This is a genomic window from Kurthia massiliensis, from assembly GCF_000285555.1.
GTDB classification, from domain to species: domain Bacteria; phylum Bacillota; class Bacilli; order Bacillales_A; family Planococcaceae; genus Kurthia; species Kurthia massiliensis.
The window spans coordinates 160,797-175,792 of sequence record NZ_HE610996.1 but is presented as its reverse complement, the minus strand read 5'-3'; the positions used below and the strand labels follow the sequence as shown (position 1 = coordinate 175,792).

General features: G+C 40.4%; 16 protein-coding genes. 12 read left to right on the top strand and 4 right to left on the bottom strand.

Annotated features, from left to right (window positions below; all coding sequences use genetic code 11):
* The 3 genes from KMHG_RS17225 to KMHG_RS01275 all read right to left on the bottom strand — a co-directional run.
* Window positions 1-356, bottom strand: a 356-nt coding sequence (locus KMHG_RS17225; RefSeq protein WP_010286145.1) for an EAL domain-containing protein, incomplete at its 3' end; no start/stop codon positions are given.
* 284 nt (window positions 357-640) lie between these two features.
* Complete coding sequence (locus KMHG_RS01280) at window positions 641-1,420, bottom strand: enoyl-ACP reductase FabI (RefSeq protein WP_010286143.1); 780 nt, start codon at window positions 1,418-1,420, stop codon at window positions 641-643.
* A 91-nt stretch (window positions 1,421-1,511) separates the two neighbouring features.
* On the bottom strand, window positions 1,512-1,760 hold the full coding sequence (locus KMHG_RS01275; RefSeq protein ID WP_010286142.1) for a ferredoxin: 249 nt from the start codon (window positions 1,758-1,760) through the stop codon (window positions 1,512-1,514).
* A gap of 109 nt (window positions 1,761-1,869) precedes the next feature.
* On the opposite strand from KMHG_RS01275, the gene KMHG_RS01270 reads away from it, so the two are divergent.
* From KMHG_RS01270 to KMHG_RS01250, 5 genes are all read left to right on the top strand, one after another.
* On the top strand, window positions 1,870-2,892 hold the full coding sequence (locus KMHG_RS01270) for a YpbB family protein (protein WP_010286141.1): 1,023 nt from the start codon (window positions 1,870-1,872) through the stop codon (window positions 2,890-2,892).
* On the top strand, window positions 2,893-4,323 hold the full coding sequence (locus KMHG_RS01265) for a RecQ family ATP-dependent DNA helicase (RefSeq protein ID WP_010286140.1): 1,431 nt from the start codon (window positions 2,893-2,895) through the stop codon (window positions 4,321-4,323).
* Window positions 4,324-4,398: 75 nt separating this feature from the next.
* Entirely contained in the window at window positions 4,399-5,268 is an 870-nt protein-coding gene (locus KMHG_RS19245) for a LysM peptidoglycan-binding domain-containing protein (protein ID WP_010286139.1), read from the top strand.
* A gap of 235 nt (window positions 5,269-5,503) precedes the next feature.
* Entirely contained in the window at window positions 5,504-6,463 is a 960-nt protein-coding gene (locus KMHG_RS01255) for a YpdA family putative bacillithiol disulfide reductase (RefSeq protein ID WP_010286138.1), read from the top strand.
* Window positions 6,464-6,625: 162 nt separating this feature from the next.
* On the top strand, window positions 6,626-7,291 hold the full coding sequence (locus tag KMHG_RS01250; protein ID WP_010286137.1) for a GntR family transcriptional regulator: 666 nt from the start codon (window positions 6,626-6,628) through the stop codon (window positions 7,289-7,291).
* A 56-nt stretch (window positions 7,292-7,347) separates the two neighbouring features.
* On the opposite strand, the gene KMHG_RS01245 is transcribed toward KMHG_RS01250, so the two are convergent.
* Window positions 7,348-8,319: an asparaginase gene (locus KMHG_RS01245; RefSeq protein WP_026021964.1), complete on the bottom strand. Its 972-nt coding sequence runs from the start codon at window positions 8,317-8,319 to the stop codon at window positions 7,348-7,350.
* A gap of 51 nt (window positions 8,320-8,370) precedes the next feature.
* Here KMHG_RS01245 and prsW point away from each other — a divergent pair, with 51 nt between their 5' ends.
* The 7 genes from prsW (at window position 8,371) to KMHG_RS01210 (ending at window position 14,971) form a co-directional block, all read left to right on the top strand.
* The gene (gene prsW, locus KMHG_RS01240) at window positions 8,371-9,045 is read left to right on the top strand and encodes a glutamic-type intramembrane protease PrsW (protein WP_010286135.1); all 675 of its coding nucleotides are present in this window, start codon (window positions 8,371-8,373) and stop codon (window positions 9,043-9,045) included.
* Between the two features lie 103 nt (window positions 9,046-9,148).
* Window positions 9,149-9,805 carry a flagellar brake protein gene (locus KMHG_RS01235; protein WP_010286134.1) on the top strand — a complete coding sequence of 219 codons (657 nt, stop codon included), beginning with the start codon at window positions 9,149-9,151 and terminating at the stop codon, window positions 9,803-9,805.
* Window positions 9,806-9,874: 69 nt separating this feature from the next.
* Window positions 9,875-10,588 (top strand): (d)CMP kinase, encoded by a 714-nt coding sequence (gene cmk / locus KMHG_RS01230; RefSeq protein ID WP_187116255.1) that lies wholly within the window; start codon window positions 9,875-9,877, stop codon window positions 10,586-10,588.
* Between the two features lie 2 nt (window positions 10,589-10,590).
* Window positions 10,591-11,181 carry a lysophospholipid acyltransferase family protein gene (locus KMHG_RS01225; RefSeq protein ID WP_010286132.1) on the top strand — a complete coding sequence of 197 codons (591 nt, stop codon included), beginning with the start codon at window positions 10,591-10,593 and terminating at the stop codon, window positions 11,179-11,181.
* An 86-nt stretch (window positions 11,182-11,267) separates the two neighbouring features.
* The gene (gene rpsA, locus KMHG_RS01220; protein WP_010286130.1) at window positions 11,268-12,449 is read left to right on the top strand and encodes a 30S ribosomal protein S1; all 1,182 of its coding nucleotides are present in this window, start codon (window positions 11,268-11,270) and stop codon (window positions 12,447-12,449) included.
* Window positions 12,450-12,627: 178 nt separating this feature from the next.
* Complete coding sequence (der, locus tag KMHG_RS01215; RefSeq protein WP_010286129.1) at window positions 12,628-13,938, top strand: ribosome biogenesis GTPase Der; 1,311 nt, start codon at window positions 12,628-12,630, stop codon at window positions 13,936-13,938.
* A gap of 13 nt (window positions 13,939-13,951) precedes the next feature.
* Window positions 13,952-14,971 carry an NAD(P)H-dependent glycerol-3-phosphate dehydrogenase gene (locus tag KMHG_RS01210; RefSeq protein ID WP_010286128.1) on the top strand — a complete coding sequence of 340 codons (1,020 nt, stop codon included), beginning with the start codon at window positions 13,952-13,954 and terminating at the stop codon, window positions 14,969-14,971.
* Window positions 14,972-14,996: the final 25 nt, after the last annotated feature.

Sequence of the window (14,996 nt, the reverse complement as noted above, 5' to 3'; positions counted from 1 at the left end):
GATGGTTTAATTAATAAATGACCTTTAAATTGTTCGTGCCACACTAAAAATTCGTCGATTGGTAAAGGTTTTGAATAGTAATACCCTTGAATAATAGGGGCTTTACACGCGTGAATTAAAAAGTCTAACTGCGTTTTCGTTTCGACGCCTTCTAATACGACTTCGACATTTAAAGACTCTGCAAGTTGTAACATTGATTGTAAAATAAGTGTGTCTTTTTCGTTCAATGGCACATCGTCGATAAATGATTTATCGATTTTTAACGTCGTAATCGGAATGCTCTTTAAATAAGCAAGCGACGACACGCCTGTGCCAAAATCATCTAGCGCGACTGAGAACCCGAGCATTCGATACATTTTGACAATGTCTTCAGCTTTATTACTCTTTTCATAGGGAAATAAGACTTGTTTTTGTATTTTTTACTGAAACATATGATGTTATATCGAGAATGTGCATTATAGGTATACTGACATATCAAAAAAATATAAAACTTTAAAAAAAGAGGCTGGGACATAAGTGTAAAAACACCATCTCAAATGAGCATAAGAAAACCCGGAATCGCGCTGTGGCGCGGTTCCGGGTTTTTGTTGCGAACGTTAAAAAAGGAAAATGAAATGTTTTGTCCCAGCCTCTTAAAAAATTAAATGCCTAAAATGTTATAGCCAGCGTCTACGTGAATGACTTCACCTGTAACACCTGATGAAAGTTGACTTAGCATCACGACAGACATATTGGCGACTTCTTGCGGTGTAATGTTACGACGAAGTGGTGCAGACTCTTCAATTTTATTTAAAATTTTATTGAATGAAGGAACGCCTTTTGCAGCGAGTGTTTTAATCGCTCCTGCTGAAATCGCATTCACGCGAATATTTTGTTTGCCAATGTCTGCTGCTAAATAGCGTACAGAAGATTCTAATGCCGCTTTTGCAACACCCATGACGTTGTAGCCATCTAATACACGTTCAGCGCCAAGATAGCTCATCGTAATAATGGAGCCACCTTCTGTCATGTAAGGACGTACGAGGTTCGCCGCTTTAATAAGTGAATAAGCGCTCGTATCTTGTGCAAACGCATAGCCATCACGAGATGTTTCTACGAAGCTATTTTTTAAATCTTCAGCGTGCGCAAATGCGACAGAATGGACAAGTCCAGAAATGACGTTGTATGTTTCACCAATTTTTGTGAAAGCTTCTGCCATGCTTTCGTCACTATTAACGTCGCATTGTACGATTGAGTAACGATCGTCATCGTAATCAGCTAGTAATTTCGTTAATTTAGAAAGAGAGCGTTCTTTACGATATGTGAAAATAACGTGTGCTTCTGCTTCAAAAAGTGCTTTGGCAATATGCCAGGCGATACTACGATCATTCGCAACCCCCATGACGATCACGTTTTTTTGTTTTAATTGTAAAATATCCATAAAGTCCTCCTGTATGTAAGTTGATATTAGTACTTGGTGCTAATATAACATAAAAAGAAACGCTCTACAACTAAATGTAGAGCGTAAGTGATTATTCGTATTTTAATGCGTCGCCATCGAAAGTCTCGTCAGCTACTTTAATAGAATCAGTTGGACAACCTTCAAATGCGTCTTCCATGTCTTCCATTAAGTCTTCTGGTACTTCAACAGTACCTGTGTTATCATCTAAAATAACGAATGCGATGCCTTCGTCGTCATAATCATAGATGTCTGGTGCTGCTGCGCCACAAGCGCCACAAGCGATACAAGTATCTTTATCGACGATTGTATATTTAGCCATTCAAAATCTCTCCTTTTTATCTTCGCTCTAAATTTATGTTTACTACACTATTCTAAGTTGCTTTTTTGCACATTTCAACCTAAATTATGAGAACAGGGAGGAAATATACATGTTTGCTACTCAATTGATCGTGTCTATTTTTGCCCGATACAACAATCAGCGTGGTGCCTCAGCAGTCTACCACTTATTTAAAGGGAAGAAGTCTGGGCAAACGATTCAAGATGTCGGGCTCTTTCAGTTACATCCTTTTTTCAGTATAACACCAAAACTTGATAAGACTCAATACGATACATATATCGAAAAACTAATTCAGGAACAGTTCATACTTTTGACGGATGAAAATGTGAGCGTTACTGAAAAAGGATATGCATTGATTGAAAACTTTCAAGCTCCTGGTTTTGACGGTTGGCATTTCCGTGGTCGCGAGCATATTTTTTTTAGACGACTATCGTTAGTCGTTCAAACATTGTCGTTTTTACCGCATACGATGCGTTTCATTCCAATTGAGCGTGATGGCACGACACAACGTTTTGTCAAAGGATATTTACAATATCACGAATTTCAATCCGTTTCTTTTCAACGACAATTTGCACAACAGCTTCAACATCTACTAATGCGTGCAAACGTAAGTGACTGTGCGAAACAATTATTCGTTTATCGCCTTAGTGGTTACGGAGAAAGTGGTTTGACGTGGCATCAACTAAGTGAACAGTTTGATGAAGACGTATGGAGCTTGCAACTATTGTTTGTTAGTTGCTTACATAGCGTGATCAATGACGCGCGCGAACATGCGCCACTTATTCATGATTTGGCGCAACAAATTCGCATTGAACAAGTATTGACGCAATCTACGCAAAAAACAGCAGAACTTTTTTATAAAGGATATACGCTCGAACAAATTGCACAGTACCGTCGTCTAAAAGGGAGTACAATTGAAGATCACTTTGCAGAAATGGCGATGAATGATCCGCAATTTCCATTGCATCAGTTCGTGAGTGAAGCAGATGCCCAAACGATAAAACAACATGCAAAAGCGTTAAATACGACGAAATTGCGCGCGTTAAAAGAGGCGATGCCACATATGAGTTACTTCCAAATTCGCCTCGTACTCGCATCAAAGGGGGAATCGTAAGTGGACTTACATCACATTTTACAATCACGCTTCGGATATACGTCATTTCGTGAAGGGCAAGAAGCTATCATTGAATCGGTTCTTGCGGGTCACGATACATTAGCACTTTTACCGACAGGTATGGGGAAATCTCTTTGTTATCAATTGCCTGGTTATGTAGTGGAAGGAACCACAATCATCATTTCGCCGTTATTATCATTAATGCAAGACCAAGTAGAACAGCTCAAACAGTTTGGAGAAAAGCGCGTCGCTGCGTTGAACTCATTTTTATCAGCGGAAGATAAACAGTTTGTCTGGCAACATTTCGATCAATATCGCTTTTTATTTTTATCACCTGAAATGCTCGCGAGCCAAGCTATAAAGGAACGTTTAGCTACAATGAAACTTGGATTGATTGTCGTTGATGAAGCGCACTGTATTTCACAGTGGGGATTTGATTTTCGACCAGAATATTTACAAATCGCGACGAGCTTGCCAAACAATCGCCCACCGATTTTAGCACTTAGCGCGACAGCGACGAAACCGATCATTGCAGATATTGAACATTATTTAAATATGGAAGAAACAAAACATTTCATCCACTCTATTGACCGTCCAAATTTACATTATGAAGCAATTGAAGTCGCGCCATTTGAAAAAGCACGTCATATTATAGAGCAAGTGACGCAGTTTGAAGGCCCTGGTATTTTATATACGCAATCGCGTAAAAAGACGATAGAATATGCGACGATGCTGCAACAAGCAGGTGTGCGCGCTACGTATTACCATGGTGGGATGGAACATCAAGACCGCCAGCTTGTACAACATCAATTTATGCAAGGTGAGCTTGAGTGGATTTGTGCAACGAATGCTTTTGGAATGGGCATTCATAAACAAAATGTACGGCAAATTATTCATGACCATTTCCCACAGAGTGTAGCGAGTTACATGCAAGAAGTGGGACGTGCTGGACGAGATGGGAAAGATGCGCTTGTGACGTTATACTACGAACGAGCTGATGCGGAACGGACGCTCGAAGTCGCAACGCTCGATTTACCGACGCGCTGGCATATCGAGCAATACGACCAAATGCGTCACACTGGGCAACTTGCTCAAATGGTTGCGCAAGGTATAATGACAGAAACAGCTTTTAGAGTGTTAGATTATTGGATGCAGCATTTACCGTTACAAGACGTTGAAGTGAAGATTCGTAGCTTAGCAAATGGTAAAAAACAACAAGTGTCAGAAGTTGTTCACATTCTTACGTCAGGCTGCATTCGGCAAGGGCTCGTCACATACTTTGATGAACAACAAGTGGAAAAAACGTCCAATTGTTGCTCGTTTTGTGGGTTGAAACGAGAAGAAGTGATCGGCCCTTACGAAGTGAAAAGTGACGAAAAAAGAATAGCAGATTGGGCAACGCGTTTAAATCGCTTATTGCCAATTCACTGAGCAATAAGATGAATACTTTTCAAAGTGTGGAAGCCATACTATAATATGTTATGGTTAGAAAAAAGGGGGATCAAAATGTCTCAAAATAATTATCGAGATAAAGTTGAAGCACACCGCCAATCGATTAAGGTGGACGGCGCAAGCACAACGACAAATCCCGGACGTGCTACACGTAGATCATCACGTAACGAACAACAGAAAAAACATAATAATAAATTAGTAACAATATTAGGTAGTGTTTTCGTTCTCGTGCCTGTATTGATTCTCGTGTATTTTGGTTTTATTGCAAATTCCGGTGACAAAGCGACACAAGATTTAAACAATAAGGATGTCAATGTCCAAACGAACAATAACAATACAGATTCAACAAAAGCAACGACAGATGATGAATCTGAAGCCAAAAAGGTAGAACAAGCAAAAGCAGAAGCAGCGGCGAAAGCGCAAAAAGAAGCCGAAGAAAAAGAAGCGGCTGAAAAAGCGGCAAAGGAAAAGGCTGCGAAAGAGAAAGCTGAAAAAGAAGCAGCTGAGCAAGCCGCAAAAGAAAAGGCTGCAAAAGAGAAAGCTGAAAAAATTGCAGCCGAGAAAGCTGCGAAAGAAGCAGCGGCAAAAGAGGCAGCAGCAAGAGCAGCAGCCGAGAAAGCTGCGAAAGAAAAGGCTGCGAAAGAAGCAGCGGCAAGAGCAGCAGCTGAAAAAGCCGCAAAAGAAAAAGCTGAAAAAGAAGCAGCAGCAAAAGCGGCGGCTGGTGCAGTACCAAATACAGCAAGCGCAGCTTACCGTCAAGCAATCCAAAAAGGTTATTTACACAATACGTCAGCAGGTGAAACCGTTCAAAGTATTTCATTAAAATACTACGGCACGACAGCAAAAGCTGGTGCAATTCGCCAATTAAACGGCTTATCATCAGATAAAGTAAAAGCGGGCGTTAAAATCGCATTACCAATGTAATCGCCATTATTTAATTTAAATTTAAGCAGGTATCCATCTAGGGTACCTGTTTTTCATTTTTGTTAAATGATATAGTAAGCAATAGCGGGAGTTATTTATCTAACATACGATTCAACCGCATTACGTTCATAGTGTCTTAAAAGTGAAAAATGGGAAGGTCCTTGAAGTGACAAATACAGAATATGTAGTAAAATAGATTCGACAAATATTTTGATGTAAAGAGAGATGACTTATGATGCGTCAAGAAGATGCGATTATCGTTGGTGGCGGCCCTTGTGGCTTAGCGGCAGCGATTGCTTTACAAGAAATTGGTTTAAATCCGATCGTTATTGAAAAAGGGAATATTGTCAATGCAATTTACAACTACCCTACACACCAAACATTTTTCTCATCAAGTGAAAAATTAGCGATTGGTGATGTACCATTCATTATCGAAGGTCAAAAACCGAAGCGTAATCAAGCACTTGTTTACTACCGAGAAGTTGTAAAACGTAAAAATATTCAAATTCACCGTTTTGAAACAGTAGAGCATGTGCATAAAGTGGACGACACATTTACTGTGAAAACGTCTAAAGATACGTATGAAACGAAGTACGTTGTTATTGCGACAGGTTACTACGATCACCCGAATTACATGGGCATAGACGGAGAAGACTTACCGAAAGTAATGCACTATTTCAAAGAAGGACACCCTTACTTTGATACAGATGTGCTAGTAATCGGTGGTAAAAATTCAGCGATTGATGCAGGACTTGCACTTCATAAAGCAGGCGCGCGTGTAACAGTTGCTTATCGTGGTAGTGAGTATTCATCGAGTATTAAACCGTGGGTGTTACCAGATTTTGCGGCGCTAGCACGTGACGGTCATATTCAAATGCTCTTTAATACGAGTGTGGACAAAATTGATGCATCAACGGTGACATTAACCGTTGATGGTGAAAAGCGCACGATTTCAAACGATTTCGTGTTTGCAATGACAGGTTATCACCCAGATCATAGCTTCATTCGTGAAATGGGCGTAACAGTAGATGCCGAAACAGGTCGCCCAACATTTGATCCTGAAACGATGGAAACAAATGTCGAAGGTTTATTTATCGCAGGTGTTATCGCTGCAGGTAACAACGCCAATGAAATTTTCATTGAAAATGGTCGCTTCCATGGCGGGCAAATTGCTACGTGCATCGCGAAAAAATAATATCATCATTTAAGCGCTACTTTGCTAAGTAGTGCTTTTTTTTGTTGCGTTTATACATGCAATATATCGCAATGACTTAAAGTTTGTTATGGCGTCATTTGTCACGTGTTCAATTGTAGTTTATAATGTATGCAATATATAGAATTCGAGAGAGGTGACACGATGCCAATACCAAAAGATTTTATGAAACCTGCGCGTCTATCAGCGAAAGAACGTGCATTTTCCCAATTACAAGAATGGATTATTGATGGTACATTACAACCGTTAGAAAAACTAAATGATGCTGAACTTGCAACTGCTTTAGGTGTCAGTCGTACACCTGTGCGTGAAGCGCTTCAATTGCTGAATGCACAAGGGTTCGTTGAAATGCACCCAGGTGTAGCGACGCAAGTCACAGCGGTGAATAATGAGGACGTCGAAAAGATTTTACCCGTCCTTGCATCTTTACAAGCGCTCGCTGCTGAAGAAGTTGCACGTAAAGAAACGAAGCCTGCTTTTATCGCACAATTACGTGAGAAAAATGCAGAGTTTGAACAAGCGATTGAACAACAAAATTTTTACTTGGCGCTTAAATTAGATGATGAGTTACATACGCTAATTATTCAAGAAGCAGAAAATGAATATATTGCAAATCCTGTAGCAAATTTCCAGGCGCACGTACGGCGTTTATTTTTCCATAATTCGATTATCTTAACGGCGGCATCGGTGTCTGAGCATGAACGTTTAATTGATGCCCTTGAACATCACGATCCGGCAACAGCCCACGATATTACGAAACAAAACTGGGTACGCGCGTCAGAAGAATACGTCGCACGTAAAGCGAAATAACGGACATAAAATCAAAAAAGCGATATCATGCCGAAATGGCGTGATATCGCTTTTTATTATTCGAAAAATCGAGACATTTCAAGTGGTTGGTCATGTTGATTCAAACCAATTAATAAACGTAAGCGCGCTTTCGGACCATTTAAACCAGTCGTATACATGACGCCCATATCTTCAAGTTGTTTACCGCCACCTTCATAGCCGTATACACCTTGTGCAATGCCATTAAAGCAACGAGAAACGAGAACGATTGGAATACGTTTTTCCAATAGACGTTGAATGCTTGGAACGACAGCAGGTGGTACATTACCTTGTCCAAGTCCTTCTAGCACGAGCCCATCATAACCAGAAGCTAATACGGCATCAACGATATCGGCATCCATACCCGCATATACTTTTAACATGGCGACACGTTTCGTTAAAGATTGGACGTTAACATACTCACGAATGATTGGTGCATGGTGGAAGTGAATCGTCGTTTTGGTTACAAGCCCAATCGGACCATATTGTGGCGATTGGAACGTTGCGACAGAAGATGTCGATGTTTTCGTCACATTCGCAGCGTGATGAATTTCATCGTTCATGACGACGAGTACCCCTTTGCCGCGTGCGTCATCATCGCCTGCAACGCGAATTGCTGCGACGAGGTTATATAGTCCGTCTGCGCCAAGTTCGTTAGAAGAACGCATCGCACCGGTTAAGACGATTGGAGATTCAAATTTTGTTGTTAAATCTAAAAAGTAAGCTGTTTCTTCTAATGTATCTGTACCGTGTGTAATGACGACACCGTCAAATGCCGCGTGCGCTAATTGGTCGATAATAATGTCACGCAGTTTCAACATATGTTTAGGTGTCATATGCGGAGATGGTAAATTGAATGCTTCAATTTCCGTAATCGCAGCAAGACGTTCTAATTTTTCATGTTCTTTCGTTAGTGGATTTACTTGATCAGGCACAACTGCACCTGTATCTTCACTTACATGCATGGAAATGGTACCACCTGTATGAATCAGTAATATTTTCTTTTTCATCCTAAACCTCCAATAATATATAATAGAAAAAAACGGTGAAGGGAGAACGAGATGCTTATTTTGCTACCCGTCGCCATTGCACCGGGGTTGGCGCTTTTGAGTTTCTTTTATTTGCGCAATCAAATGGCGACCGAACCACGTAACTTATTGCAAGCATTCATTTACGGCGCTGCATTAACGTTTCCTATTTTATTTATTCAATATGTGTGCGAAGCAGAACATATTTTTACACATCCTATTATACAAGATGTTTTCTTTACCGGTATCATAGAAGAGTTTTTTAAATGGTTTTTATTAATGCTCGTTATTTATCATCATATAGAATTTGATGATCCGTACGATGGGATTTTATATGGCGTTTCGCTATCGTTAGGATTTGCAACGGTTGAAAATGTCCTATATTTATTGTCATATGGCGTTGATACAGCATTAATGCGTGCTTTACTACCCGTATCGAGTCACGCATTGTTTGGCGTTGTAATGGGCTTTTATTTAGGAAAAGCGAAATTTTCACGTTTGCGAAGCGAAAAGACATGGCTGGCGCTAGCGTTAGGTGTGCCGATGACACTTCATATCATTTATAATGCCACGTTATTATTGCCTGGGAAATGGGATTACATCATTATTCCGTTTATGATTTTTTTATGGCTGTTTGGATTGCATAAAGTAAAACGTGCTCATGAACATTTAGTGTTGATGATGATTGAAAAGACCTATAAAAAATGAAAAATAGACAAAAAAATCCTGGTCGAATAGTAGTTTATAGGAGTAATTTCGTGTATAATATGTTCATTAAGAATGAAATGAACGTATAAGAGGAGGGCGAAAGATGGAAGTGAAAATTGGAACAAACTTAACACTTGAGCCAGTCAATCAAGAGGAAACTGAAAAATATAGCTGTCGCGTCGTCGATGTGGAAGCTGATGAAATTCTGATTGATTATCCTATTCATCAATCTACAAAACGTACGATGTATTTAAATGTAGGGGAAACATTCCGCGTTACATTTGTCGATGGAAAAAGTGCTGCCTATACGTTTTACACGAAAATTTTAGGTCGTAAAAAAACGAATATTCCGATGCTGCGACTTGCGCTTCCGACAGATGAAGAAGTTGAAAAAATTCAACGTCGTGAATATGTACGCGTCGAAACAGCAATCGATGTAGCACTTAAATATGATGAACAATTTTATCAATTTGTCACAGCTGATGTTAGTGCAGGCGGATTAGCGATTTATTTAAATCGTGAATTGCCACTTCAACCAGGTGATGAAGTAGAATTAACGCTCGTCCTACCGTTTATGAAAGAAGAGGACGGTACACAGTATGTACATGCGACGGGGGAAATTATTCGTCTTATTGAAAAGGATGAACAAACAATTGTACCGATTCAATTTATCGATACAGATGAAGTAGATCGCAAAATCATTACACGCTTTTGCTTCGAACGACAACTAATTAATCATCGCAAAGAAATGTTGCTTTAACGAGAGTGAGTACCTTTAAAAAGGTGCTCATTTTTTTATTGATTCAGACTGCGCATCTGTACGTATTGTATGATAAAATACTACTTTAGAAAGAAAGCGAGGAAAATAACAGTGAAAAATATTCAAATTGCCATTGATGGACCAGCAGGCGCTGGTAAAAGTACAGTAGCGAAAATTGCTGCTGAAAAACTCCAATACACATATATTGATACCGGTGCGATGTATCGCGCATTAACATTAAAAGCTTTACGCACAAATACAGATTTAGATTCAGAACAAGCGATTGCAGATTTATTAAAACAATCAACAATCGAATTAAAACCATCTGAAAACGGTCAACGCGTCCTTTTAGATGGAGAAGACGTATCTGAAGAAATCCGCTTCCCAAATATTTCGTCAAACGTTTCAAAAGTAGCGGCGCATGCAGCAATGCGTGAAGTAATGGTCGGCTTACAACAAGATATGGCATCACGTGGTGGTGTCGTAATGGACGGCCGCGATATCGGTACAGCTGTATTACCAGCAGCAGAATTAAAAGTATATATGTCCGCAACAGTAGAAGAACGTGCACGTCGTCGCTTTGAAGACAACAACAACCGTGGCATCGAATCTTCTATTGAAAAGCTACAAGAAGAAATCGCGCTACGTGATAAATTAGATAGCGAACGTGAAGCATCACCACTTGTTCAAGCAGACGATGCCATTTTCTTAGACACAACAGAACTATCTATTACAGAAGCAGCAGATGCAATTTTAAAATTAGCGAGTGAAAGGATGGCATAAATATGGAATTCTATCAGTTTGCACGTGGCGTTGTTAAAACGATGATTTCTCCAGTTTATCGCGTAAAAGTGATTGGAAAAGAAAATTTTCCAAAAGAAGGCGGCGTTCTCCTATGTTCGAACCACATTTCGAATTGGGATCCGCCCGTTGTAGGTATTGCGTCACCTCGTTCATTAAATTTCATGGCGAAAGAAGAATTGTTTAAAGTGCCAGTACTTAAGGGTATACTACCTAAGATTAATGCTTTTCCTGTTAAACGAGGCTTAAGTGATCGACAAGCACTACGGACGGCTTTAAACCTACTTAAAGGTGGCGAAGTTGTCGGCCTATTCCCAGAAGGTCATCGCAGTAAAGATGGCAAGTTAGGAGAAGGCTTTAGTGGCGCAGGATTTTTCGCGCTACGTGGTGGCGATGCAGTTGTGTTACCGTGTGCCGTCATTGGACCTTATAGACGCTTCCATCCGATTACAGTTGTTTTTGGTAAGCCGATTGATATGACGCCATATCGTGAACGTCGTGCAAAAGCCGAAGAAGTAACAGCGGTCATTATGTCTAATATCCAAGCGATTCTAGATGAATACCAACAAAAATAAAAATAGTGCTTCTTAAACAGCTAATTTTTGTTTTTAAGCGTTGTATCAACTAAAATAAAGGTAATCGATGTGAAGGAGGATTACATATGTCTGAAGAAATGAATCTGAATGAAGTAAAAGAATTACATGATGGTGACATCGTGAAAGCAAGAGTAGAGGCTGTAGAGGATAATCGCGTCATTGTTTCGATTCCAAATGCGAAATACGATGGGATTATTCCAATCAGTGAATTATCAAGCTTACATGTCGAAAAAGCATCTGACGCTGTTTCAGTAGGGGATGAATTCGACGTGATGGTGAAAAAGGTAGAAGAGCCATCAACTGATTCAGAAGGCACAGGAAATTATGTACTTTCAAAACGTCAAGTCGATGCCGTAGCAGCGTGGAAAACACTAAAAGAAAAATTCGATGATGGCGAAGTAATTGAAGCGGAAGTAAAAGATGTCGTTAAGGGTGGACTAGTCGTTGATCTAGGTGTCCGCGGTTTCGTTCCAGCTTCATTAGTAGAAGATTATTTCGTAGAAACATTCGACGATTATAAAGGTAAATCATTAAAGTTTAAAATCGTTGAAATGGATCAAGAAAAAAATCGACTCATTTTATCGCATCGTGCGGTATTAGAAGAAGAAAAAGCAGAGAAAAAAGTAGAGGTTATTAACACGATTAAAGAAGGCGATGTATTAGACGGTACGGTGCAACGTATCGCAGCGTTCGGTGCATTCGTTGATATCGGTGGTGTTGATGGTCTCGTACACATTTCACAAGTGGCACATGAGCACGTTTCGAACGTATACGATGTGCTAAAAGAAGGCCAACAAGTGAAAGTGAAAGTATTATCTGTTGATCCTGTAAACGAGCGTATCTCGCTATCTATTAAAGATACGTTACCTGGTCCATGGGAAGGTATTGAAGAGAAAGCACCAAAAGGAGCAGTGCTTGACGGTGTTGTGCGCCGTTTAGTAACGTTCGGTGCTTTCGTTGAAGTATTCCCAGGTGTTGAAGGTCTTGTACACATTTCACAAATTGCCCATAAGCATATTAATACGCCACATGAAATGTTACAAGAAGGTCAAGAGGTACAAGTGAAAGTGCTAGAAGTGAGCGAGGATGAAAAACGTCTTGCGCTTAGCATTCGTGAACTACTTGAAAAAGAGGAACAAGATGAGCCTGAAGAGGACTCATACGAGTTACCTGAACAAGAAAGTGGTTTCTCATTTGGTGACCTACTAGGTGAGCAATTAAAGAACTTTAAAACAGACGATAAATAATGAAGGAAACAGGTGACTTCTGAGGAATTCACCTGTTTTTTCTTTTCATTAAGACGTAACTTTGTTAAAATGAAAATACAAATGGGAAGTATACGGATTAGGTGATGGGCGTTTCCGTACCATCATCTTTTTTGTTGCACAATAAAAAGATATACAAGCTGGAAGGATGAATTAAACTATGACGAAACCAGTCATCGCAATCGTCGGCCGTCCGAACGTAGGGAAATCTACTATTTTCAATCGTATCGCCGGTGAACGCATTTCTATCGTTGAGGACGTAGCGGGTGTTACTCGTGACCGTATTTATAGCTCAGCAGAATGGTTAACACACGATTTTAACATTATTGATACAGGTGGTATCCAACTTGGGGATGAACCATTCCTAGAAGAAATCCGCCAACAAGCAGAAGTCGCTATCGATGAAGCGGACGTAATTATTTTCATGACAAACGGTCGTGAAGGTGTAACGCTTGAAGACGAACAAGTAGCGAAAATTTTATACAAATCAAACAAACCAGTCGTATTAGCAGTCAACAAAATCGATAACCCTGACATGCGTGATATGATTTGGGACTTCTATTCATTAGGCTTTGGCGATCCGTACCCAATTTCAGGTTCTCATGGTTTAGGCCTAGGGGATTTACTAGACGAATGTGCGAAACATTTCCCAGAACAAGATGATACAGATTACGATGAAGGTGTCATCAAGTTCTCACTTATCGGTCGTCCAAACGTCGGTAAATCATCATTAGTAAACGCTATTTTAGGTGACCAACGTGTTATCGTATCAGACGTTGCAGGTACGACACGTGACGCGATCGATACACCGTACGTATACGGTGATCAAGAGTACGTTATTATCGATACAGCAGGTATGCGTAAAAAAGGGAAAGTGTACGAAACAACTGAAAAGTATTCAGTATTACGTGCGATGCGAGCAATTGAACGCTCAGACGTTGTTTTAGTCGTGTTAAACGGTGAAGAAGGCATTCAAGAACAAGATAAAAAAATCGCAGGTTACGCGCACGAAGCGGGTAAAGCAATTATTATCGTCATGAACAAATGGGATGCAGTCGTGAAAGACGAAAAAACGATGAATGCAAAAATCGAAGAAATTCGTGACCAATTCCAATATTTAGATTACGCACCAATCGTTTTCACATCTGCGAAAACAGGTAAACGTGTACACGACTTATTACCAGTTATTAACCGCGTACAAGCAAACCACACAATGCGTGTACAATCTAGTATCTTAAACGAAGTCATCATGGATGCGATCGCACGTAACCCAGCACCAACAGATAAAGGTCGTCGTCTACGTATTTACTACGGTACACAAGTAGCGATTCAACCACCAACATTTGTTGTATTTGTAAATGATGCTGAACTAATGCACTTTACGTACGAGCGTTTCTTAGAAAACCGTATTCGTGATACATTCGATTTCGAAGGAACACCAATCCGTATTATTACACGCGCACGAGACTAAAGGAGCGATAACGATGGAAAAAGTAACTGTACTTGGTGCTGGCTCATGGGGCACAGCACTTGCGACAGTGTTAGCAGACAATGGGCATGATACGCTAATTTGGTCGCATCGAGCAGATCAAGCAGCGGAAATTCAAGATCACCATACGAATGCAAAATACTTGCCAGACGTTACATTACCAACGAATTTAAAGGCAACATCGGATATTAAGGCAGCGGTTCATCATGCAGATGTCATTGTCATGGCTGTACCGACAGCTGGTATTCGTGAAACATGCCAAAAGATTATGGCACATATTACAGCGCCAACACTTTTCGTTCATGTATCTAAAGGTATTGAACCAGGTACGCTGATGCGTATTTCGGACATTATGCGACAGGAATTAGCAACTGAATACATCAGTGATTTAGTTGTGTTATCAGGTCCTAGCCATGCAGAAGAAGTTGTCAAACATCACCCGACGACCGTCGCGGCAGCGTGTGAAAACTTAACAGCAGCGGAACGTGTACAAGACCTATTCATGAACGCTTATTTCCGTGTTTACACGAACCAAGACGTGATCGGCGTTGAAGTCGGTGGCGCGCTTAAAAACGTCATTGCGCTTGCTGCAGGTGCTATTGATGGCATCGGTTATGGCGATAACGCAAAAGCGGCACTCATTACGCGTGGGCTTGCTGAAATTTCACGTCTTGGTGTAAAGATGGGGGCTCAGCCTTTAACGTTTATGGGCTTAACCGGTATGGGCGATTTAATCGTGACATGTACATCTGTCCATTCACGTAACTATCGCGCAGGGTTCAAACTCGGAGAAGGCAAAAAGTTAGATCAAATTTTAGACGAAATGGGTATGGTCGTTGAAGGGGTGCGCACAGCGAAAGCGGCGCATCAATTAGCGGAGAAATATGACGTTTCATTACCGATTGCGAACGCATTATATAGTGTATTATTCGAAGGAAAAGCACCACTTGATGCTGTCGATGATTTAATGTTACGTATGAAAAAACGCGAATTAGACGAAACATACAACAATTAATACAAAAAGAGCAATGATTCTTATT

Excerpts from the sequence above, each read along its gene's own strand:
- KMHG_RS01280 (WP_010286143.1), bottom strand. The coding sequence starts at position 1,420 with ATGGATATTTTACAATTAAAACAAAAAAACGTGATCGTCATGGGGGTT.
- KMHG_RS01275 (WP_010286142.1), bottom strand. The coding sequence starts at position 1,760 with ATGGCTAAATATACAATCGTCGATAAAGATACTTGTATCGCTTGTGGC.
- KMHG_RS01270 (WP_010286141.1), top strand. The coding sequence starts at position 1,870 with ATGTTTGCTACTCAATTGATCGTGTCTATTTTTGCCCGATACAACAAT.
- KMHG_RS19245 (WP_010286139.1), top strand. The coding sequence starts at position 4,399 with ATGTCTCAAAATAATTATCGAGATAAAGTTGAAGCACACCGCCAATCG.
- KMHG_RS01255 (WP_010286138.1), top strand. The coding sequence starts at position 5,504 with ATGCGTCAAGAAGATGCGATTATCGTTGGTGGCGGCCCTTGTGGCTTA.
- KMHG_RS01250 (WP_010286137.1), top strand. The coding sequence starts at position 6,626 with ATGCCAATACCAAAAGATTTTATGAAACCTGCGCGTCTATCAGCGAAA.
- KMHG_RS01245 (WP_026021964.1), bottom strand. The coding sequence starts at position 8,319 with ATGAAAAAGAAAATATTACTGATTCATACAGGTGGTACCATTTCCATG.
- prsW (WP_010286135.1), top strand. The coding sequence starts at position 8,371 with ATGCTTATTTTGCTACCCGTCGCCATTGCACCGGGGTTGGCGCTTTTG.
- KMHG_RS01235 (WP_010286134.1), top strand. The coding sequence starts at position 9,149 with ATGGAAGTGAAAATTGGAACAAACTTAACACTTGAGCCAGTCAATCAA.
- cmk (WP_187116255.1), top strand. The coding sequence starts at position 9,875 with ATGATAAAATACTACTTTAGAAAGAAAGCGAGGAAAATAACAGTGAAA.
- KMHG_RS01225 (WP_010286132.1), top strand. The coding sequence starts at position 10,591 with ATGGAATTCTATCAGTTTGCACGTGGCGTTGTTAAAACGATGATTTCT.
- rpsA (WP_010286130.1), top strand. The coding sequence starts at position 11,268 with ATGTCTGAAGAAATGAATCTGAATGAAGTAAAAGAATTACATGATGGT.
- der (WP_010286129.1), top strand. The coding sequence starts at position 12,628 with ATGACGAAACCAGTCATCGCAATCGTCGGCCGTCCGAACGTAGGGAAA.
- KMHG_RS01210 (WP_010286128.1), top strand. The coding sequence starts at position 13,952 with ATGGAAAAAGTAACTGTACTTGGTGCTGGCTCATGGGGCACAGCACTT.